17 protein-coding genes and 2 pseudogenes are annotated in these 19,900 nt (G+C 71.5%); 6 read left to right on the top strand and 13 right to left on the bottom strand.

Features of this window, described 5'->3' with window-relative positions; all coding sequences use genetic code 11:
- Positions 1-231 precede the first annotated feature (231 nt).
- From ACZ5SK_RS41990 to ACZ5SK_RS41975, 4 genes are all read left to right on the top strand, one after another.
- The gene (locus ACZ5SK_RS41990; protein WP_457495786.1) at positions 232-1,134 is read left to right on the top strand and encodes a hypothetical protein; all 903 of its coding nucleotides are present in this window, start codon (positions 232-234) and stop codon (positions 1,132-1,134) included.
- A gap of 132 nt (positions 1,135-1,266) precedes the next feature.
- A complete protein-coding gene (locus tag ACZ5SK_RS41985; protein WP_334582474.1) occupies positions 1,267-1,635 on the top strand; it encodes a hypothetical protein in 369 nt (122 codons plus the stop codon).
- 113 nt (positions 1,636-1,748) lie between these two features.
- Positions 1,749-3,764 (top strand): oxidoreductase, encoded by a 2,016-nt coding sequence (locus ACZ5SK_RS41980; protein WP_457495785.1) that lies wholly within the window; start codon positions 1,749-1,751, stop codon positions 3,762-3,764.
- A gap of 73 nt (positions 3,765-3,837) precedes the next feature.
- The gene (locus tag ACZ5SK_RS41975) at positions 3,838-4,455 is read left to right on the top strand and encodes a PadR family transcriptional regulator (RefSeq protein WP_334582472.1); all 618 of its coding nucleotides are present in this window, start codon (positions 3,838-3,840) and stop codon (positions 4,453-4,455) included.
- Between the two features lie 16 nt (positions 4,456-4,471).
- On the opposite strand, the gene ACZ5SK_RS41970 is transcribed toward ACZ5SK_RS41975, so the two are convergent.
- Both ACZ5SK_RS41970 and ACZ5SK_RS41965 read right to left on the bottom strand, forming a co-directional pair.
- Positions 4,472-5,011, bottom strand: coding sequence for a hypothetical protein (locus ACZ5SK_RS41970; protein ID WP_334582471.1), 540 nt, complete (start codon positions 5,009-5,011; stop codon positions 4,472-4,474).
- A gap of 168 nt (positions 5,012-5,179) precedes the next feature.
- Complete coding sequence (locus tag ACZ5SK_RS41965) at positions 5,180-6,154, bottom strand: fibronectin type III domain-containing protein (protein WP_334582470.1); 975 nt, start codon at positions 6,152-6,154, stop codon at positions 5,180-5,182.
- Between the two features lie 493 nt (positions 6,155-6,647).
- Between ACZ5SK_RS41965 and ACZ5SK_RS41960 the strand changes: the two are divergent.
- Positions 6,648-7,352 (top strand): annotated as a pseudogene (locus ACZ5SK_RS41960) (glycoside hydrolase family 75 protein); the annotation flags it as partial.
- 446 nt (positions 7,353-7,798) lie between these two features.
- Here ACZ5SK_RS41960 and ACZ5SK_RS41955 read toward each other — a convergent pair.
- Complete coding sequence (locus ACZ5SK_RS41955) at positions 7,799-8,560, bottom strand: SDR family NAD(P)-dependent oxidoreductase (protein WP_334582469.1); 762 nt, start codon at positions 8,558-8,560, stop codon at positions 7,799-7,801.
- A 172-nt stretch (positions 8,561-8,732) separates the two neighbouring features.
- On the opposite strand from ACZ5SK_RS41955, the gene ACZ5SK_RS41950 reads away from it, so the two are divergent.
- Complete coding sequence (locus ACZ5SK_RS41950) at positions 8,733-9,368, top strand: TetR/AcrR family transcriptional regulator (protein ID WP_334582468.1); 636 nt, start codon at positions 8,733-8,735, stop codon at positions 9,366-9,368.
- Between the two features lie 57 nt (positions 9,369-9,425).
- Here the strand turns inward: ACZ5SK_RS41950 and ACZ5SK_RS41945 are convergent, their stop codons facing one another.
- The 10 genes and pseudogenes from ACZ5SK_RS41945 to ACZ5SK_RS41900 form a co-directional block, all read right to left on the bottom strand.
- A complete protein-coding gene (locus tag ACZ5SK_RS41945; RefSeq protein ID WP_334582467.1) occupies positions 9,426-9,836 on the bottom strand; it encodes a PTS sugar transporter subunit IIA domain-containing protein in 411 nt (136 codons plus the stop codon).
- Positions 9,833-10,447 (bottom strand): dihydroxyacetone kinase subunit DhaL, encoded by a 615-nt coding sequence (gene dhaL / locus ACZ5SK_RS41940; protein WP_334582466.1) that lies wholly within the window; start codon positions 10,445-10,447, stop codon positions 9,833-9,835. The genes ACZ5SK_RS41945 and dhaL overlap by 4 nt, the downstream gene beginning before the upstream one ends.
- 46 nt (positions 10,448-10,493) lie before the next feature.
- The gene (gene dhaK, locus ACZ5SK_RS41935) at positions 10,494-11,486 is read right to left on the bottom strand and encodes a dihydroxyacetone kinase subunit DhaK (RefSeq protein WP_468577582.1); all 993 of its coding nucleotides are present in this window, start codon (positions 11,484-11,486) and stop codon (positions 10,494-10,496) included.
- Between the two features lie 367 nt (positions 11,487-11,853).
- The gene (locus tag ACZ5SK_RS41930; protein WP_468577580.1) at positions 11,854-13,251 is read right to left on the bottom strand and encodes a M1 family metallopeptidase; all 1,398 of its coding nucleotides are present in this window, start codon (positions 13,249-13,251) and stop codon (positions 11,854-11,856) included.
- A 53-nt stretch (positions 13,252-13,304) separates the two neighbouring features.
- Positions 13,305-14,804, bottom strand: coding sequence for a CoA-acylating methylmalonate-semialdehyde dehydrogenase (locus ACZ5SK_RS41925; protein WP_334582463.1), 1,500 nt, complete (start codon positions 14,802-14,804; stop codon positions 13,305-13,307).
- Positions 14,805-14,818: 14 nt separating this feature from the next.
- The gene (gene iolD / locus ACZ5SK_RS41920; RefSeq protein ID WP_334582462.1) at positions 14,819-16,702 is read right to left on the bottom strand and encodes a 3D-(3,5/4)-trihydroxycyclohexane-1,2-dione acylhydrolase (decyclizing); all 1,884 of its coding nucleotides are present in this window, start codon (positions 16,700-16,702) and stop codon (positions 14,819-14,821) included.
- Positions 16,702-17,598 (bottom strand): 5-deoxy-glucuronate isomerase, encoded by an 897-nt coding sequence (gene iolB / locus ACZ5SK_RS41915; protein WP_361709109.1) that lies wholly within the window; start codon positions 17,596-17,598, stop codon positions 16,702-16,704. Before iolB ends, iolD begins: the two co-directional genes overlap by 1 nt.
- Positions 17,595-18,467, bottom strand: a complete 873-nt coding sequence (locus ACZ5SK_RS41910) for a Cgl0159 family (beta/alpha)8-fold protein (RefSeq protein ID WP_457495783.1) — start codon at positions 18,465-18,467, stop codon at positions 17,595-17,597. Before ACZ5SK_RS41910 ends, iolB begins: the two co-directional genes overlap by 4 nt.
- A gap of 4 nt (positions 18,468-18,471) precedes the next feature.
- Positions 18,472-19,509: a 5-dehydro-2-deoxygluconokinase gene (gene iolC, locus ACZ5SK_RS41905; protein ID WP_457495782.1), complete on the bottom strand. Its 1,038-nt coding sequence runs from the start codon at positions 19,507-19,509 to the stop codon at positions 18,472-18,474.
- Positions 19,510-19,705: 196 nt separating this feature from the next.
- A pseudogene (locus ACZ5SK_RS41900) lies at positions 19,706-19,900 on the bottom strand (sugar ABC transporter ATP-binding protein); the annotation flags it as partial.

The following is a 19,900-nucleotide window of genomic DNA, read 5'->3' as shown; positions in this document are numbered from 1 at the left end:
TCCGGACATCGACGCGGCACGTCGTCCCCCGTGCCGACTCCCCCTGTTCTACCGCGCTCAACCCTTTTCTCCCACGCCTTGAGGGCCCTTCCCCATGCTCCTCCAGTACGGCTTCGCGCGCCGTTCTCCTCAGGGTCCACCTCTGTCCATCGCATTGGTCTGTACATGACCACACTGCCGGGCCAGACTGTCCGCCGAGCGCGCCCCACCCCCCATTTGCCGAGGAGACCCATGCCCCTGCGCCCTGCCCGCCTGCGCCGTCCCCTGTCCGGGACCGCCCGTACCGCCCGCGCCGCCTTCCTCGCGCTGGCCGTCGCCACGGTCACCGCCCTCTCCGCGGCCCCGCCCGCAGCGGCCGCCGACACCTGGACCGAGGTCGGCTCCGACCGCGCCGACCCGCTGACCGAGAGTCAGGGCCTGGCCTCGGTCGAGACCCCGGCGAACAGCGCCAACCGCTACACCGGCATCGGCACCATCCCGTTCTCCGTCTCCACCCGGGGCTGGAACCACGTCGGCGACCCGGACGCCTCCTACGACGGCTACTACGTCGAGCCCTACCAGAGCGACTCGGGCACCTCGAAGATGTACCGGGTGCAGGCGCCGGGCGGCGCCTGGTCGGAGTACGTCCACGCGCTCGGCTCGGGCGAGGCCCTCAACAACTCCTGGGTGGCGATCACTCCGGACAGCAAGTGGATGCTGTCGGGCGAGTGGGGCACCATGACCCGCTTCCTCGTCTTCCCGACGCCCGGCGCCAACGCCGCCACCTCGCCCTCGGCGAACCTGCCCCAGGTGTCGACCGTCCGCCTCGACCACGCCGTCCGGGACGTCCAGGGCTGTGACTTCACCGGCCCGACCACCCTGCTGTGCTCCTCCGACGACCCGGCCGGCACCCTCTTCGGCATCACCAAGCCGCTCCTGCGGATCGACCTGTCCGCCGAGCCGAACGGCACGGCCGACGTCACCGGCCATGTGACGGCCCTGCGCCAGTTGCCGCTGCGCAGCTCCTGCTCCGGCGCGTTCGAGGCCGAGGGCGTCGACTACGACCGCCGCAGCGGCACCCTGCGCGTGATCGTCGTCTCGCCCGGCTTCTGCGTGCTGACCGACAGTAAGACGTACCGCTTCACGCGGAGCTGAGCCCGGCCGGGCGGGCGGTGCGGGCGGCTGCCGTCGCTGGTCCCGCTCGGAAAGTGGTGCTTTTCTGGGGATGTGGCGCGGTTCGCGGGGAACCCGCTCTGCCGCGCCACCGCCACGAGAGGAGCGATCACGATGGATCGCGAACGATCGCACGAGGAGTCCGTCTCCGTCGAGATCAGCGGATGCAACAAGGAAGACGCCCGGATCGTGTTCGACACGCTCAACGCGTGCTTCGAGTCGGACCGCGGCCCCGACGAGGTGCCGCAGCAACTGCACGAGACCCGCCCGATGGTGTGGCTCGGCACCTTCGAGGTCACCGAGGCGCACGACTGCGCCCGCCCGGCCCGGCTCTCGTCCTCCGTCGAGGCCGACGCGCAGGGCAGTTACTGGGCGATCGAGCGGCTCCGTTCGACGCTGGACTCGGTGTTCGCGGTACGCGACCTCTCCTCGGCCTCCGGGGACCAGGAGCGGGAGCTGCACGTACTGCTCGAAAGCCGGTGAGGCGGTGACCTGCGGCACATGAGCCGGAGTCTATTGTGCAACTAGTTGCATAAACCGTGTGCGGTCCTCTAGAACGGGAGGAACTACCGCCGCGCACGGAGGCCTGCCCTGTCATGAGCCGTTACCCGCACCTGCTGAGCCCGCTCGATCTGGGCTTCACCACGCTGCCCAACCGCGTCCTGATGGGCTCGATGCACATCGGCCTGGAGGAGGCCGAGCGCGGCTTCGAACGCATGGCCGCCTTCTATGCAGCCCGCGCCCGCGGGGGAGTGGGCCTCATCGTCACCGGCGGCATCGCCCCCAACGACGAGGGACGGCCGTACGAGGGCGGCGCCAAGCTCACCACGGACGCGGAGGCCGACCAGCACCGGCAGATCACCGACGCCGTGCACCGCGAGGGCGGCCGCATCGCGATGCAGATCCTGCACTTCGGCCGCTACGCCTACCACCGGGACCTGGTCGCCCCGAGCCCCCTCCAGGCCCCCATCAGCCCCTTCCCGCCCCGCGAACTCACCGACGCCGACGTCGAGCGGACGATCGACGACTACGTCCGCGCCGCCCGCCTCGCCCGGCAGGCCGGCTACGACGGCGTGGAGATCATGGGCTCCGAGGGCTATCTCATCAACGAGTTCATCGCCGCCCAGACCAACCACCGCACCGACCGCTGGGGCGGCGCGTACGAGAACCGGATGCGGTTCCCCGTCGAGATCGTCCGCAGGGTGCGCGAGGCGGTCGGCGAGGACTTCATCGTCGTCTACCGGCTGTCCATGCTCGACCTGGTGCCCGGCGGCTCCACCCTCGACGAGGTCGTCACCCTCGCCCGGGCCGTCGAGGCGGCCGGCGCGACCATCATCAACACCGGCATCGGCTGGCACGAGGCCCGCATCCCCACCATCGCGACCTCCGTGCCGCGCGGCGCCTACACGTGGGTCACGAAGAAGCTGATGGGCGCGGTGAGCATCCCGCTCGTCACCACCAACCGCATCAACACCCCCGAGGTCGCCGAGGAGTTGCTCGCCGACGGCTGCGCGGACATGATCTCCATGGCCCGTCCGATGCTGGCCGACCCCGACTTCGTGAACAAGGCGGCCGCCGGCACGCCCGAGGCGATCAACACCTGCATCGGCTGCAACCAGGCCTGCCTCGACCACACCTTCAACGGCAAGATCACCTCCTGCCTGGTCAACCCGCGCGCCTGCCACGAGACCGAGCTGGTCCTCACCCCGACCCGGCTGCGCAAGCGCGTCGCGGTGGTGGGCGCGGGCCCGGCGGGCCTCGCCTGCGCCGTCAGCGCCGCAGAACGCGGTCATGCGGTGACGTTGTTCGACGCCGCGAGCGAGATCGGCGGCCAGCTCAACATCGCCCGCAAGGTCCCGGGCAAGCAGGAGTTCGACGAGACGCTGCGCTACTTCCGCCACCAGCTCGACGCGCACGGCGTGGACGTACGCCTCGACACCCCTGTGACGGCAGGCGACGTGGAGTCCTACGACGAGGTCGTCGTCGCCACCGGCGTCAGCCCCCGCACCCCCGACATACCCGGCGTCGACCACCCGAGCGTCGTCGGCTACCTCGACGTCCTGCGCGACGGCGCGCCCGTCGGCGACCGCGTCGCGATCCTCGGCGCGGGCGGCATCGGCTTCGACGTCGCCGAGTTCCTCACCGACGGCGGCGACAAGGCGAGCGAGGACCCGGCGACGTACTTCCGCCAGTGGGGCGTCGACATGGACTACCGAGCCCCCGGCGGTCTCGTCGCCCCCGAGCGCCCCGCTCCGCCGCGCACCGTCCACCTGCTCCAGCGCAGGACGACCAAGGTCGGCGCCGGTCTCGGCAAGACCACCGGCTGGATCCACCGCACCGAGCTCAAGCACCGCGGCGTCACCATGGTCCCGGGCGTGCGCTACGACCGGATCGACGACGCGGGACTGCACGTCACCGTGGGCGAGCAGAGCACGGTCCTGGAGGTCGACACCATCGTGCTGTGCACCGGCCAGGACCCGCGCCGGGACCTGTACGAGGCGCTGGTCGCCGCCGGCGTCAACGCGCACCTCATCGGCGGCGCCGACGTCGCCGCCGAACTGGACGCCAAGCGCGCCATCCAGCAGGGCACCGAGCTGGCGGCGGCGCTGTAGGGAGGCGGAAGGCGGCCGGCGGGAGGCGGCTGTGGGGACGCGGGCCGTTCGGGAGCGTCCCTAGGATGACCACATGTCACTCCCGCACGCGATCCTCACCGCCCTGCTCGAGAGGCCCTCGTCCGGGCTGGATCTGACCCGCCGGTTCGACAAGTCGATCGGCTACTTCTGGTCGGCGACGCACCAGCAGATCTATCGCGAGCTGGGAAGGCTGGAGGCCGAGGGCCACATCAGGGCGCTGCCCACCGAGCAGCCCGCCCGCGGGCAGAAGAAGGCCTACGAGGTCCTGCCCGCGGGCCGCGCCGAACTCGCGCGGTGGACGGCGTCCGCCCAGGACCCGAAGCCGCTCCGCGACGCCCTGCTGCTGCGGCTGCGCGCCGCGGCCGTCGTCGGCACCGCGGGCCTTGAGGCCGACCTGCGCCGCCATCTCGAGCTGCACCGGCGGCAGTTGACCGAGTACGAGGAGATCGAGAAGCGCGACTTCCCGCCCGGCCCGGGCAGCAACCAGGCCAGGCTCCAGCACCTGGTCCTGCGCGCGGGCATCGAACTGGAGACCTTCTGGACCCAGTGGCTCACCGAGGCCATCAAGGAGCTGCCCGCCGCGGAGGAATCAGCGGGCCAGGACCCGGACCAGGACAAGGACCCGGACCCGGATCCGGACCAGGGCGGATTGGCTCCTGGTACCGGTTGAGCCGGAGCCGCTGGGGCTAGAGCCGGTAGGGCTTCGAGCGGCGGCGCAGGAACCAGGCCACCGCGATGACGCCGCCGCCCACCAGCGCGCCGCCCACCCCCATGGTGACGGGACCGTAGTCGCGGGCCGCGCCGCCGAGGCCGCCCATGACCCCGCGCGAGGGCGAGGAGGTCGCGGAGATCGTCGGGGCGGACGGGGCCGAGACGATCACGGACTGGGTGCCCGCGGTGATGCCGCTGGAGCACATGACGACGACGGTGTACGTGCCCGGCGAGACGCCGGACCAGGCGGCGGACTGGCTTGCCGTCGTCCCGGACAGCGCCACCTGACGCCCCTGGGCGAAGCTCCCCTGGCTGCTGCTGAGCAGCGCGGCCGTGCCCCAGCTCCCGTTGAGCTGGGTGCAGGCGCTGGTCACCACCGAGACCGTGGAGCCGGTCGTACTGACGGAGATGCCCGAAACCCGGGCGAAGGCCGGCCCGGGGGCCAGGGCGAGGGGGAGCGCGGCTGCGGCTGCCACGGTCAGTCCTGAGCGGGCGAGAAAGCGGGAAACGCGCATCGGATGTCCTCCGGCGGCGGCACGGTTGGCGGTACATCCCTTGCGCCGCCTAGGGTCGGGTACGCCCGTGCTGCCTCAGAGGCAGCCAACGGGCCCCGGGCCCGCCCCGCATCCGGACCGCCCCCGGGCAGGTGACGGATTCCTTCGGACGGCCCATGCGCCGAGCGGTCAGCGGGGCTCGCCCGTCGTCACCGTCCGCTCCGTCGAGAACGCGCCCCATGTGCCGTCCGGCAGCCGCGCCCGCAGCCGTACCCGGTGACCGATCCCCGCCTTTCGCCCCGCGTAGAAGCTGTACGTGGCCTTCCCGCGCGGCGGGGTGCCGCCCCACACCAGCGAGGTGGCCGGCTGCCCGTCGAGCAGGATCTGGTACTCCGTCACCACACCGTCCACGCGGGGCGACGTCCAGGACAGGTCGATGTAGTACGCGCCGGCGGCGAGACGGGTGCTCGCCCGGAAGCCGGCCGGCGCGGTGTCCGCCCCCTCGTCATCGCCCGGCGCGGTGGTGAGGCGCACGGGTGGACCGGCGGCCGAGACGTTGTCGGCCGCGTCCCGCGCCCGGACGGTGAACGCGTAGCGCGTGCCCGGCCGCAGCCCCGTGACAACCGTCGCCGTCTGGGCCCCGCCGACACTGTGGATCTTCGTGCCGCCCTGGTAGACGTCGTAGGACACCACCTTCCGGTCGTCCGTGGACGCTGTCCAGGACAGCTGGACGGCCCGGCTCCCGGCGACCCGGCCCGTCACCGCTCCGGGCCGGGTCGGGGCCGAGCGGTCCGCCGCGGCGGACGCCGGGGTCGTGGCGCGCGCCTCCCGGCCGGCCGGACCGAGCCGCCCCTCGGCGTCGCGGGCCCGCACGGTGAAGACGTATGCGGTGGACGGTGTGAGGCGGACGACGTCCAGCATGTGCGCGGAGCCGGGCACGTCCCCGACCTTCGTGCGGCCCCGGTACACCTCGTACCCGCTGATCGCGGGGTTCGCGACGACCGCGTTCCACATGACGTGCACACTCGTCGCGCTCCCGGCCTGCGCGGTGACCCCCGTCGGAGCACCGGGCGCCCGTCCGTCGTCACCTCCACTGCCCGCGCACCCGCACGACAGGGCCGCCACCAGCCCGCACCCCACCACCCACAGCACAACGCGTCGCACGGCTTCGCCTCCCGGCCCGGCACGGCGGCAATGGTCCGGACCAATATGGCGTGGCGGCGCGAGCGCATCAAGAGGGCGGGAGCCTCCGTACGGGACGCCGTTGGTGACCGCTTCCGGAGGTTACGTATGCTGAAGTTCCTTACGGCTGAACTCTCCCTGAGGGCTGATGAGTTCATGCCGGTGGCGCGGACCGCTGTCGTCGCAGATCCCGCGCCGGCGAAGTGGCCGGGGGCCTGGGGTCGAGACGGCGCCCGGGCCCCCGGCCCCTGTTGCCCGCTCCCTACCACTGTCGGCCCGTCAGAAACCGCACCGGCACGCAGCACCCGCACGCAGCACCCGCACGCGGTACCCGTACGCCGCGCCGCACGCCGTGCGTGATCAGCCGTGCGCCGTCGGCCGTGCACCGTACGGCCCCCTCGAAGTGGCCTCGTGATGCGGTCGGTACCAGATTGTTCCGAGTGTCCGTCAATGTCCTACGAGAGGGTCCCGTATCGTGCGCGCCCAGTCGCTGACCCTGGCCGCGGCCGGCCTTGCCCTGCTGGCCCCGACCACCCCCACCGCCGCCGCGCGCCCGTCCCCGGGTGCTGCCGGACCACCGGTGCTCCGGCAGGAAGGCGCCGTCCGCGCCGCCGACCTGCTGAACCGGGTCCGCGACTGCACTCCCGTCTCCCGCGGCCGCTACCGCACCGACGAGGACACGCCCGCCACGATCCCGGTGTGCGGCACCGACGAGGCGGTGTTCTGGACGGCCGACATGGACATCGACTGCGACGGCCGCCCGGGCACGCAGTGCAACAGCGGCACCGACCCCCTGTTCTCCGACACCACGGCCTACCAGCAGTCCGACGGCCGCTATCTGAGCGCCGAGACGCTGCCCTACATCGTCGTGCCGGGGGTGAGCGACATCTGGAACCACCGGGACCACGGCGTGCGCGGGGGATCCGTCGCGGCCGTCGTCTACCGGGACCGGGTGCAGTACGCGGTCGTCGGCGACACGGGACCACGCGAGATCATCGGCGAGGCGTCGTACGCCACCGCCAAGGCGCTCGGCATCCGGCCCGACCCCCGCGGCGGCGGCACACCTTCCGGCGTCACGTACATCGTTTTCAAGAACTCCCTGGCGACCCCCATCGAGAGCCACGCGTCCGCGGTGGCCGTGGGGGAGCGGCTGGCGCGACTGTTCGTGCGGGGGGCGGCCGTGAACGAGGGGACGCCGACGCAGCCTCAGGAACAGACGGAGGGGTCGGAAAGCCTGGAGTGGGCGGCTGCGGCGCGAAGCGCGGCGGGGGCGCCGCCGACCGGTGCGGCGACCGCCCAAGGGGCGGGCGCCCAGAAGGAGTTGGCGAAGTCGCAGGAGTCGGAGGCGTCGGCGGACGGCGAGGCTCAGGAGGGCTCGGAGGTTTCGGAAACCCCGCAGACCCCTCAGACCCCTCAGACCCCTCAGACCCCTCAGACCCCGCAGACCCCTCAGACCCCTGAGGCCCCTGTGACCCCGAGGGGTCAGGAGCATTCAGGGGAGCATGAGGGCCTGGACGCCGAGTTCGCTGACGACGGGAGCGCGTAAGCGAAGGGGGCGGCGCGAAGGCGGTCGCCCGCTGCTGTCAGTCCTCAGGTCTCAGGCCTGAGGCCTCAGGCCCGAGACCGTCAGACCGCCGCCCAACCGTCGTCCACGGGCAGGATCACGCCGTTGATGTTGCTGGCCGCGTCCGAGGCGAGGAACACGATCGCGGCGGCCTGCTCCTCCGGCTCCGCCAGGCGGCCGAGGTTGACGAAGTGCGGTCCGAGCGTTGTCGGACCGTGGGCGCCCTGCTCGGCCTCCACGGCGATCGCCGTCTTCGTGCCGCCCGGCGCGATCGCGTTCGCGCGGATGCCCCTGCCCCGGTACATCACCGCGAGGGACTTCGTCAGCCCCACCACGCCGTGCTTCGACGCGGTGTACGCCGCGCCCGCCGCGCTGCCCCGCAGACCGGCCTCGGAGGCGGTGCTGACGATCGCGCCCCGGCCGGCGGCCAGCATGTGCGGCAGCACCGCGCGGGTGAGCAGGAACGGGGCGGTGAGGTTGACCCGGATGACGCGCTCCCACTCCGCGTCGCTCACGTCCGCGAGCGCGGACATACGGTCCATGATCCCCGCGTTGTTCACCAGCACGTCGATCCCGCCGAACCGCTCCACGGCGGTGGCGGCCACCTCGTCCACGACGCTCTGCTCGCTGAGGTCGCCGGTGACGGCGACGGCCGCGCCGCCCGCCTGCTCGATCTCCTTGACGACGGCCTGCGCGCCCTCGGCGTTGAGGTCGGCGATCAGGACCCGCGCCCCCTCCGCGGCGAAGGCCAGGGCTGTGGCGCGCCCGATGCCCGAGCCCGCTCCGGTGACGACGACGCTGCGGCCTTCCAGTCCAGTGGCCATGTGGTGCTCCTAGCTAGGTCTGCGAAATGCGGGGTGGGGGGCGTCCCCGGAGTGCTGTGGCGCCACCCTACGACTTAATGTCTGCGAGTGACATAAAGTCATGGTGAAGAATTCGGGCACACGGAATTTCTGTGGAGGGTGACCGAGACCGGAGAGACCGGAGGACTGCCGCATGACCGCATCCGGTGGACGCACAGGCCGGCCGCCCCTGACGGAGCAGCGCAAGGCGGAGATCCGATTGGAGATCGCCCAGGCCGCGGTGGACCTGTTCGTGGGCCAGGGCGTCGCCGCGACCACCGGGGAGCAGATCGGCCAGGCCGTCGGCGTCTCCGCGCGCACGGTCTGGCGGTACTTCCCGAGCAAGGAGAGCTGTGTACGCCCGCTGCTCACGGCGGGCATCGACTCGATCGCCATCTGTCTGAGGGAGTGGAGCCCAGGCCGCCCCCTGGGAGACGCCTTCGCCGGGATGGAAAGCGAACAGCGCCTCGTCGTGGGCCCCGACCCCGCCACCGTCGGGGCGCTGGTACGGCTGACCCGCACCGAGCCGGGCCTGCGCGCGGTCTGGCTCCAGACCTACGACGAGGCCGAGCCGGTGTTCGCCCGGGCCCTCGCCGACCGGGCCGGGCTGCCGGCCGCAGATTTCCGGCCGGCCATCCAGGCGGCGATGTTCAACGCGGCCCTGCGCGCCGCCGTGGAACACCACGCGTGGCACGTCGACGACGACGCCACGGACCCGGCGACGACACGGGCCGAGCTGGCGGAGGCCGTCCGCTCGGCCCTCGAGGTGGCGTCGGAGGGGCTCAGGTAAGTCCGTCTCGATGTGGAACGACGTCGCTCGAGCCGAGGGGACCCACCTGAACCCGGGTCACACCTTCCGGTAGGTGTAGGCCTCCGCGGCGGCCGCTGCCACCGCGTCGAGGTCGGCTCCCGTCGCCGCCGTCACCACCGCGGCCACCGCGCCCTCGACGAACGGGGCGTCCACCAGGCGGGCTGTGTCGGGGAGTTCGTCGCCCTCCGCGATCAGCGCCTTGACCGTGAGGACGGCGCTGCCGAGGTCGGCGAGGAGCGCGACCCCGGCCCCCCGGTCCACAGCGGCGGCAGCAGCGGTGATCAGCTCGGCGCTCGTGCCCAGCTCGCCGCGCTCCGTACCGCCCGCCGCGGCGACCGGCACGGCCGCGCCGCCGCCCGCCAGCCGCCGTGCCAGCTCGGCCACGGCCGCGGCCACCTCGGCGCTGTGCGACACCAGGACGATGCCGACCAGTTTCTCGTCGCTCACCGCGCCTCACTCCCCGCACCGTCGGCTTCGACTAGGGCGGCGATGAGCAGCGCCGCCGAGGTGGCGCCCGGATCCTGGTGGCCGATGCTGCGTTCGCCGAGGTAGCTGGCCCGGCCCTTGCGGGCCTGCAGCGGTGTCGTCGCCTTTGCGCCCTGTTCGGCGGCGGTCCGGGCGGCGCGGAAGCCGTCGGAGAGGGCCTCCACGGCCGGCACCAGCGCATCGATCATGGTCTTGTCGCCGGGCGCGGCGCCGCCGAGCTGCATCACGGCGTCCACGCCCACCCGCAGCGCCGCGGTGAACTGCGCCTCGTCCACCTCGGCCGCGTCCCCGAGCGCCTTCCCCGTCCGGCGCAGCAGCGTGCCGTACAGCGGCCCCGAGGCCCCGCCCACCGTGGAGATCAGTTGGCGTCCGGCGAGGACCAGGACGGCGCCCGGAGTCCGGGGCGCCTCCTGCTCCAGCGCCGCGGTCAGCGCGGTGAAGCCGCGCCGCATGTTGCTGCCGTGATCGGCGTCCCCGATGGGCGAGTCGAGGGCCGTGAGCCGGTCCGCCTCGCGGTCGACGGCCGCGGCGGTCGCCGTCATCCAATGGCGGAAGAAGTCGGCGTCTAGCACTGGATCTCCTTGCGTGGTCGGTACGGTCGCAGCGCCTGCCCCTGGCTCAGACACCCCAGCGCAGCCCGGGAGTCCTCACCGGCGCGTTCCACAGCCGCAGCAGCTCCTCGTCGATCTGGCACAGGGTCACCGAGACGCCCGCCATGTCGAGGGACGTCACGTAGTTGCCGACGAGCGTATGGGCGACGGTCACCCCCCGCTGCGCCAGCACGCGCTGCACCTCGGCGTTGAACCCGTACAGCTCCAGCAGCGGCGTCGCGCCCATGCCGTTGACCAGCACAAGGACGGGGTTGCGGGGTGTCATGTCCTCCAGGATCGCGTGGATCGCGAAGTCGGCGATCTCCCCGGACGTCATCATCGCCCGCCGTTCCCGGCCGGGCTCCCCGTGGATGCCGACGCCCAGCTCCAGCTCGCCGTCCGGCAGGTCGAAGGTCGGGCCGCCCTTGGCCGGTGTCGTGCACGCGCTGAGCGCCACGCCGAAGCTGCGGGAGTTCTCGTTCACCTGCCGGGCGAGCGCCTCGACCCGCTCCAGCGGCTGCCCCTCCTCGGCCGCGGCCCCCGCGATCTTCTCGACGAACAGCGTCGCGCCCGTACCGCGCCGCCCGGCCGTGTAGAGACTGTCGGTGACGGCCACGTCGTCATTGACCAGCACCTTCGCGATCTGGATGCCCTCGTCCTCGGCCAACTCGGCCGCCATGTCGAAGTTGAGCACGTCGCCGGTGTAGTTCTTGACGATGAACAGCACACCCGCCCCGCTGTTCACGGCTGCCGCCGCCCGCACCATCTGGTCCGGCACCGGCGACGTGAACACCTCGCCGGGGCAGGCCGCGGAGAGCATCCCGGGTCCGACGAAGCCGCCGTGCAGCGGCTCGTGCCCCGAGCCGCCGCCGGACACCAGCGCCACCTTCCCGGCCGCCGGAGCGTCCCGCCGCACGATCACCCGGTTCTCGACGTCGACGGTCAGCTCTGGGTGAGCGGCCGCCATTCCGCGCAGCGCGTCCGCGACCACGGTCTCCGGAACGTTGATCAGCATCCTCACGGATACCTCCTGATGAGATTGACGGATCGGCTCATGACCTCTGTATGTGCAGGTCACATTGGGCTTGGTCAATTATCGGTCTGGGCGGGTGACGGCGCTCGGGGACGGGCTGCGGCGGTACTGATGCTGCCTTCGTGCTGGCTGGATGCTGTCTACGTGCTGGCTACGTGCTGTCTTCATCCCGACCTGGCGACGAGACGTCGGTTTGGGCGTGGCGTGTCGAGGGATCCTGCTCTCGGCAGTATCGATGCTCATGTCGCACGGGTCACGTGTGCGGACGCCGATGTCGGCGCCGAGCGTCGTGTCGGCGCGGTGGAGGGGCCGTCTTACGGAGTCTGGCCCCCCAGAGCCGGAACGCCGTATTCGTTCACCGGATGTGGTGGGTCTCCCAGAAGGGGCCGAGGTCCTGGCCGGTCATGGACTGGGCGGCCTCCTTGAAGTCGGCGGTGGTGGAGACGCCGTACCAGTGGTCCTGGGCGTACCGCTTGAGGAGTCGTGCCATGCTGTCGGCGCCGAGGGTGCGCTCCAGGTCGGCCAGGGCGCAGGGGCCGGCGGTGTAGACGAGGTGGTATTCGCCGCGGTGCTGCGACCAGTAGGCCATCGAGGAGGTCAGCAGCGCGGTGCTGTCGTCGGGCCAGTAGACGTCCGACCAGCAGTCGCGGGTGTCCCAGCCGTAGAAGCGGGCGTTGGCGTACTGGGCGAAGCTCTCGTCCAGCCACGGTGAGGTGTACTCGTCGTTGCCGACGATGCCGTACCACCACTGGTGCGCCACTTCGTGGACGACGGCGCCGCCCTCTTCGGTCGTGCCGAGCAGGACGAGACCGGGGTACTCCATGCCGCCGCCGAACTGGTGGGTCATCACGAGGTCGATCTCGCCGTACGGGTAGCGGCCGAACTCCCGGCCGAACCGGTCGATCGCGGCGACGGCGTCCGCGCGGTTGATACGCACGCCCGCGGCCGGGGTGTCGGACGCCCAGTACGACTTCACGCGCACGCCCCCGGGCGTGGTCTGCGTCGCCGTGCGGAAAGGGCCCGCGGCCCATGCGAAGTCGCGCACCCGGTCCGCGACGCTGAGGGTGACCGTGCGGCCGGGCCGGCCGGGCAGGGTCCGGGTACGACCGGTCGCGGGCACCTTCAGGGCCGACGGGTGATCGAGACGGACCCGGAAGTCGCTCGTCAGGGCGTAGAAGCTCTCACCGACCGCCACGTACGGGTCGAGGTGCCACCCCTTCGCGTCGTGCACGGCGAGCACCGGCAGCGCGTTGCCGAGGAAGCGGTAGGCGCCCTCGCGGCCGAAGCGGGCATTGCGGTCGGGCACGGTGATGGAGACGTCGAAGGCGACCGACGTGCGCTCGCCGTGCGCGAGCGGCTTCGGCAGGGCGACGCGCAGGGCCGTGCAATCCACGGTGAGCGAGCCCGGCGCGCCGCCGCCTACTCGCGACACGATGACGCGGGCAGGCGTGTCGGGCGTGCCGCACCCGTCCTCGCCATTGCCCCACAGCCGTAGGTACACCTCACGCAGCGGCCGGTCGGACGCGTTACGGAACGACACCCGCTGCCGTCCGCTCCAGTGGCTGCCGTCGGCCTCGGAGCGCAGAACCACGTCGTAGCGGGCGTGATCGGGCGTCGCCGCGGCCCCGGACACCCCCGACCTGGCCGCCGCGCCGGCATCGCCCACTCCGGCGCCGACCGCCATGAGCAGCACGAGCAGTACGACGAACAGACGACGACCGGGCATGGGCGACCACACGGGTAACGGTGACATGCCAGCCGATACTGCCACAACACACCGACGACGGACCCGAATTGGGCGGACCGTCAGGTGGAGGTGGGGAAGTTGAAGCCGGTGGGGATGTGGTGGTGGGCGGGCTGGGGCCAGCGGGTGGTGACGACCTTGGGGCGGGTGTAGAAGCGGATGCCTTCGGGGCCGTGAATGGGGGAGTCGCCGATGAGGGAGTCCTTCCAGCCGCCGAAGGAGTAGTAGGACATCGGCACGGGGACGGGGACGTTGATGCCGATCATGCCGATGTGGATGTTGCGCTGGAAGCGGCGTGCGGCTTCGCCGGAGGCGGTGAAGAGGGCGGTGCCGTTGCCGTAGGGGTTGGCGTTGATGAGGGTGATCGCCTCGTCGAGGGTTTCGACGCGGAGGACGGCGAGGACGGGGCCGAAGAGCTCTTCGGAGTAGGCGTCCATGGTGGTGGTGACGTGGTCCAGGAGGGTGGGGCCGGTGAAGAACCCTTCTTCGTGGCCGTCGATCTTCAGGCCGCGGCCGTCGACGACGAGGGTGGCGCCCTGTGCGTGGGCGGTGCCGACGGCGTTCTCGACACGTTCCTGCGCGGCCTTGGTGACCAGGGGGCCCATGTCGGTGCCGGGGGCGTCGCCGGGGCCGACCTTGATCTCGCGTGCCTTGCGCTCCAGCACCTCGACGAGGCCGTCGGCGGCGTCACCCACGGCGACCGCCACCGACACCGCCATGCAGCGTTCGCCGGCGGAGCCGTAGGCGCCGGCGGTGATGTGGTTGGCGGCGAACTCCAGGTCCGCGTCCGGGAGGACGACGGCGTGGTTCTTGGCGCCGCCGAGGGCCTGGACGCGTTTGCCGTGGGCGGTGGCCTGCTCGTGGACGTACTTGGCGATGGGCGTGGACCCGACGAAGGAGACGGCTTCGATGCCGGGGTGGGTGAGGATCGCGTCGACGGCGCTCTTGCCGCCGTGGACGACGTTGAAGACGCCGTCGGGAAGTCCGGCGCGCTGGTACAGCTCGGCGACGAAGTTGGCGGCGGAGGGGTCGCGTTCGGACGGCTTCAGGATGAAGGTGTTGCCGGTGGCGATGGCGATGGGGTGCATCCACAGGGGCACCATGGCGGGGAAGTTGAAGGGCGTGATGCCCGCCACCACACCCAGCGGCCGGCGGAAGTTGTGCACGTCCACACCGCGGGAGACCTGGTCGGAGAAGGAACCCTTCAGCACGTCGCCGAGGCCGCAGGCGTACTCGACGACCTCGCGTCCGCGGGTGATCTCGCCGCGGGCGTCGTCGACGGTCTTGCCGTGCTCGGCGGAGATGATCCGGCCGAGTTCCTCCTCGTGTTCGACGAGGAGTTGACGGAAGGCGAACATGACCTGGGTGCGCTGGGTGAGGGAGGACTCCGACCAGGTCTCGAACGCGGCGGCGGCAGCCTGGACGGCGCTGTCCACGTCGGCCGAGCCGCCCAGGACGACCCGGGCCTGCTCGGCGCCGGTGGCCGGGTTGAACACCGGCTGGGTGTCGGTGGCGGCACCGGAGACCGGTGCGCCGTTGATCCAGTGGGGGATGGTGGTCACGTGAGGGTTCCTTGTCAGAGGTAGTGGCGCTGGTTCTGCTTGTGGGCGGTGTAGGTGTCGTAGGCGTCGCGGGTGGTGTCGAGGTGGGAGGTCTGGCTGACCGGGACGTCCCACCAGCCGTGGCCGGGCGGGTTGGGTCCGTAGAGGTCGGTCTCGACGTGGACGACGGTGGTGCGGGTGGCTGCCTTGGCCTTCTCGATCGCGCTGCGAAACTCCTCCACCGACGTCGCGTGCAGGACGTCCGCACCCAGCGAAGACGCATTGGCGGCGAGATCGACCGGCAGCACTTCGCCGTCGAGGAGGCCTGAATCGCCGTCTCGGTAGCGGTAGTTGGTGCCGAACCTCTGCGAGCCGAGGGACTCCGACAGGGCGCCGATGGAGGCGAAGCCGTGGTTCTGGACGAGGACGATGACGACCTTCAGGCCTTCGGAGACCATGGTCACGATCTCCTGCGCCATCATCAGATACGAGCCGTCGCCGACCAGGACGACGACCTCGCGCGTCGGGTCGGCCATCTTGGCTCCGACGCCGGCGGCGACCTCGTAGCCCATGCAGGAGTAGGCGTACTCGACGTGGTAGGCCTTGGGGTCGCGGGCCCGCCAGAGCTGTTGGAGGTCGCCGGGCATGGATCCGGCCGCGTTGATGACTACGGCGCGGTCGTCGAGGACGTCGTTGAGCGCGCCGAGGATCTGTGTCTGGGCAGGCAGGTCGCCCGTGTTGCGGTCCGGGGCGAAGCACTCCTCCTCGATCTCCCGTGTCCGGACGATGAGTTCACGGGTCCGTGTGCGGTACTGCGCTGAGACCTCCCAGTCGCTCAGTGCTCCGGCCAGGGCCTGGATGCCGAGCCGGGCGTCCGCGACCAACGGCTCCGCCGAGTGCTTGACGGCGTCCAGGCGGGCGACGTTGAGGTTGACGAAGGTGACGTCGGGGTTGGCGAAGACGGTGTGGCTGGCGGTCGTGAAGTCGGAGTAGCGGGTGCCGATGCCGAGGACGACGTCCGCGTCCCGGGCCAGCTCGTTGGCGGCATACGCCCCCGTCGAGCCGATGCCGCCGACCGCGCAGGGGTGGTCCCAGGGCACGGCGCCCTTGCCGGCGTGGGTGTCGGCGACGGGGATGCCGGTGGCCTCGGCGAACGCGCGCAGGGCCGTCTCCGCGCCCGAGTACACCGTCCCACCGCCCGCCACGATCAGCGGCTTCCTCGCGTTCCGCAGCAGATGCGCGGCCCGCTCCACGGCTTGCGGTTCCGGGACCGGGCGGCCCACGTGCCACACCCGCCGCCGGAAGAACGCCACCGGCCAGTCGTAGGCCTCGGCCTGCACGTCCTGCGGCAGCGCGAGGGTGACCGCGCCCGTTTCGACCGGGTCGGTGAGGACCCGCATCGCCGCCGGCGCGGCCGCGATGAGCTGCTCGGGCCGGGAGATGCGGTCGAAGTACTTGGAGACGGCACGGAAGGTGTCGTTGACGGTGACGTCGCCGCCCCGGGTGTCCTCCAGTTGCTGCAGGACGGGATCGGCCACGCGGGTGGCGAACATGTCGGACGGCAGCAGGAGAACCGGGATCCGGTTGGTGGTGGCCAGCGCCGCACCGGTGATCATGTTGGTGGAGCCGGGGCCGGTGGAGGCGGTGCAGGCGAAGGTGGCCAGCCGGTCGCGCATCTTGGCGTAGGCGACGGAGGCATGGACCATGCCCTGCTCGTTGCGGGCCAGGTAGTAGGGCAGGTCGGCTTCGCCGGTGGTGGCGGCCTGGAGGAGGGCCTGTCCGATGCCGGCGACGTTGCCGTGGCCGAAGATGCCCCACACGCCGGGGATGAGGCGCTGTTCCTGCCCGTCGCGCTCGCTGTACTGGCAGGCCAGGAACCGCACGAGCGCCTGGGCGGTGGTGAGCCTGATCGTTTCCATCACTCGTTCTCCTCGGCCCCGAACGGCAGCCGGTCATCGATGTCCTGCGCGTCCCATGTGGCGCGGACCCACCCGTGGGCGGGGTCGTCGCAGATCAGCCAGGCGCGGTCCTGACCCGGACCCGCCATGACGTTGAGGTAGTAGAGGTCGTAGCCGGGCGCGGCGATCGACGGCCCGTGCCAGCCGTGCGGGATCAGCACGGCGTCCCCCGAGCGGACCTCCGCCAGCACATCGATCGGCCGGTCCGCGGTGCCGTAGACCCGCTGGTAGCCGAACCCGTTGCCGTCCCCGGCGACCTGGAAGTAGTAGATCTCCTCCAGCTCGCTCTCGACCGGATTGCCGTGCGCATCGGTGCGGGCCTCGTCATGCTTGTGCGGGGGATACGACGACCAGTTCCCGCCCGGCGTGAGCACCTCGCACACCAGCAGTTGCCCGGCCTCGAACGTTCCCGGCAGGCAGTAGTTGTTGACCTGCCGGGAACACGCTCCCGCACCCCGCAGCTCCACCGGCACGTCCTCCTTGCGCCCGTACCGAGCGGAGAGTGAGCTCCGTTCGGTACGGGCGGAGGGCAGCGCGAACAGACCTCCCTGTGCGCTGCTGATCAGGGCCTCCGACTCGCGCGGAAGATAGGCGAAGTCGGTGGCCGAGGCGAACACGCCTGTCCGGCCCTTGAGTTCGAAGGTGCTGCCGTCCGTGGTGACGGTGCAGGAGCCCGTCAGCGGCAGGACCAGGAACTCCTCGTCATGGGTGGACAGGGCGTGTGCCTCGCCCGGCTTCAGGGTCAGGATCCTGAGGCCGGAGTATCCCCAGCCCGCCGACTCGGGCGTGACCAGGAGGTCGTAGGGGCCGTCGGCCGACGCGCCCTTGGGCAGGTGGTACTTGCTCGTGTCGCTCACAGCAGGCTCACCGCCTTGTCCACCGCACCGGCCACATCGCCGTTCGAGGGGTAGAGCAGGGAGCGGCCGACGACCAGGCCCTGCGCGGTGGGCTGCTTGAGGGCCTTGCCCCATGACGCGAACGCCGCGTCGGCGTCCCTGACCTCGCCGCCCAGCAGCAGCGCGGGCAGGGTGGATGCGGCCAGCACACGCTCCATGCCGTCCACGACCGGGAGCTTCAGCCAGGTGTAGGCGGTCCGCCGGCCCAGCCCGGAGGCGATGGTGACCGACTTGACCACGGCGTCCGTGGAGAGGTCGTTACGGATCTTGCCGTCCTGCCAGGAGGAGAGGAACGGCTCGACCATGGCGATGAGTTGACGGTCGTTCAGTTCGTCCACCGCCCGAGCGGTGTTCTCCAGGACGGACGGCGTGGCCGGGTCCTCCAGCGCGATGCGGGTGAGCATCTTGCCGCCGTCGAAGCCCATCGCCGCGATCGTGGCGGCGTCGTAGCCGGTGAACCGGTCGTCGATCTCGAAGACCGAGCCCGCGAGCCCCGCCCGGTTCATCGAGCCGAAGACGCTCTTGCCGTCCAGGACGCCGAGGAGCAGCAGGTCCTCCAGGATGTCGGCGGTGGCCAGCACGCCCGTGACACCCGGCCGCTCCAGAGCCGTGCACAGCCGGTCGATCAGCTCGAAGCGGTCGGCCATGGCATTCGGATCGCCCCCGACGCCATTGGCGCCGCGTGCGGGATGGTCGGCGGCGATGATCATGGCCCTGCCGTGTTCGCCCCGCAGCGAGGTGGCCTTGACCCGGCGTGCGGCGGCTGCCGCGATGGCGCCGGGATCGTTCACCCGGGCGGCCACGATCCGGCTCACGTTGTCCGACAGCACGGCGTCACGCCTTTCGTTCGAAGGAAGAAGAAGAGGAGGAAGCGGAAGAGGAAGCGCGGGCGGGGGCGGGGGCGGTGGGGGAGGAGGCCGCCAGAGCCGCTTCGTGGAGCTTGGCCTCGACCTCGGCCTCGCTCGGCATCGCCTCGGAGCAGGCCAGCCGGCCCGCGACGATCGCGCCGGCGGCATTGGCGAAGGAGACGATCCGCCGGGTGTCCCACCCCGACAGCAGCCCGTGACACAACGCCCCGCCGAACGCGTCACCCGCCCCCAGCCCGTTGACGACGTCCACCGGCACCGGCGGGATCTCGGCGGCCGAACCGTCCCGGCCCACCGCCAGCACACCCTTCGGCCCCTGCTTCACCACCGCCAGCTCCACCCCCGCCGCCAGCAGCGCCTTCGCCGCCGCATACGGCTCACGCTCGCCGGTGGCCACCTCGCACTCGTCGAGATTGCCCACCGCCACCGTGGTGTGCCGCAGAGCCTCCGCGTAGAACGCGCGCGCCCGGGACGGATCAGTCCAGAACATCGGCCGCCAGTCCAGGTCGAACACCGTCGCCCCCGCCCCCGCCCCCGCCCGGTGCGCCAGCGCCGCCAGCGTCGCCGAACGGCTCGGCTCCTCGCTCAGGCCCGTGCCCGTGACCCAGAAGATCCGCGCGTCGCGCACCGCGTCCAGGTCCAGCTCAGCCGCCTGAATGTCCAGGTCGGGAGCCTTCGGCAGCCGGTAGAAGTACAGCGGGAAGTCGTCCGGCGGGAAGATCTCACAGAAGGTCACCGGCGTCGGTGCGATCCCCGACGCCCCCACGAACCGCGCGTCGACGCCGTAACCCTCCAGCGCCTGCCGCACGAACTCACCGAACGGGTCCCGCCCCGTCTTGGTGATCACGGCCGCCGAACGCCCGTACCGGGCCGCGGCCACCGCCACATTCGTCGGACTGCCACCCAGGTACTTGCCGAACGAGGCGACCTCCGCCAGCCCCACCCCCGTCTGGAGCGGATACACATCCACCCCCACACGGCCCATGGTCAGCACTTCGAACGGCATCGCTCTCGTTTCCCTTCGCTCCGACGGCTCGACCGGCTTGTCCGGAGAATGCTCTGTCGCGCTCTACTAGCGCGCTCTAGTTCCCGTACGATGACCCAAGTCCGAATGTCATGTCAATAGCTGTCGCCAGGAGTGGGGTGCGGGCTTCACAACGGCACCCCACTCCGGACCGCCACCGCCTCCACCGCGGCCGACGTCAACCGGTTGCGTCGGGGGGCGCCGCCACGGGTGTGGTGAGGTCCTTGGCCTCCGGGAGCTCTTCCACGTCGACGCCGCGGACCTGGGACAGCTCGTGTTTGAGGGCTGCGAGTTCGGCGCCGCCGGCCATGTGGTTGGTGAGTTCTTCGAGGCTGACCTGGGCGCGGGAGGCGGTGAGTTCCATGGTGCCCAG

Source organism: Streptomyces sp. NPDC031474 (genome assembly GCF_055581185.1).
This window is presented reverse-complemented; position numbering and strand designations above follow the sequence as displayed.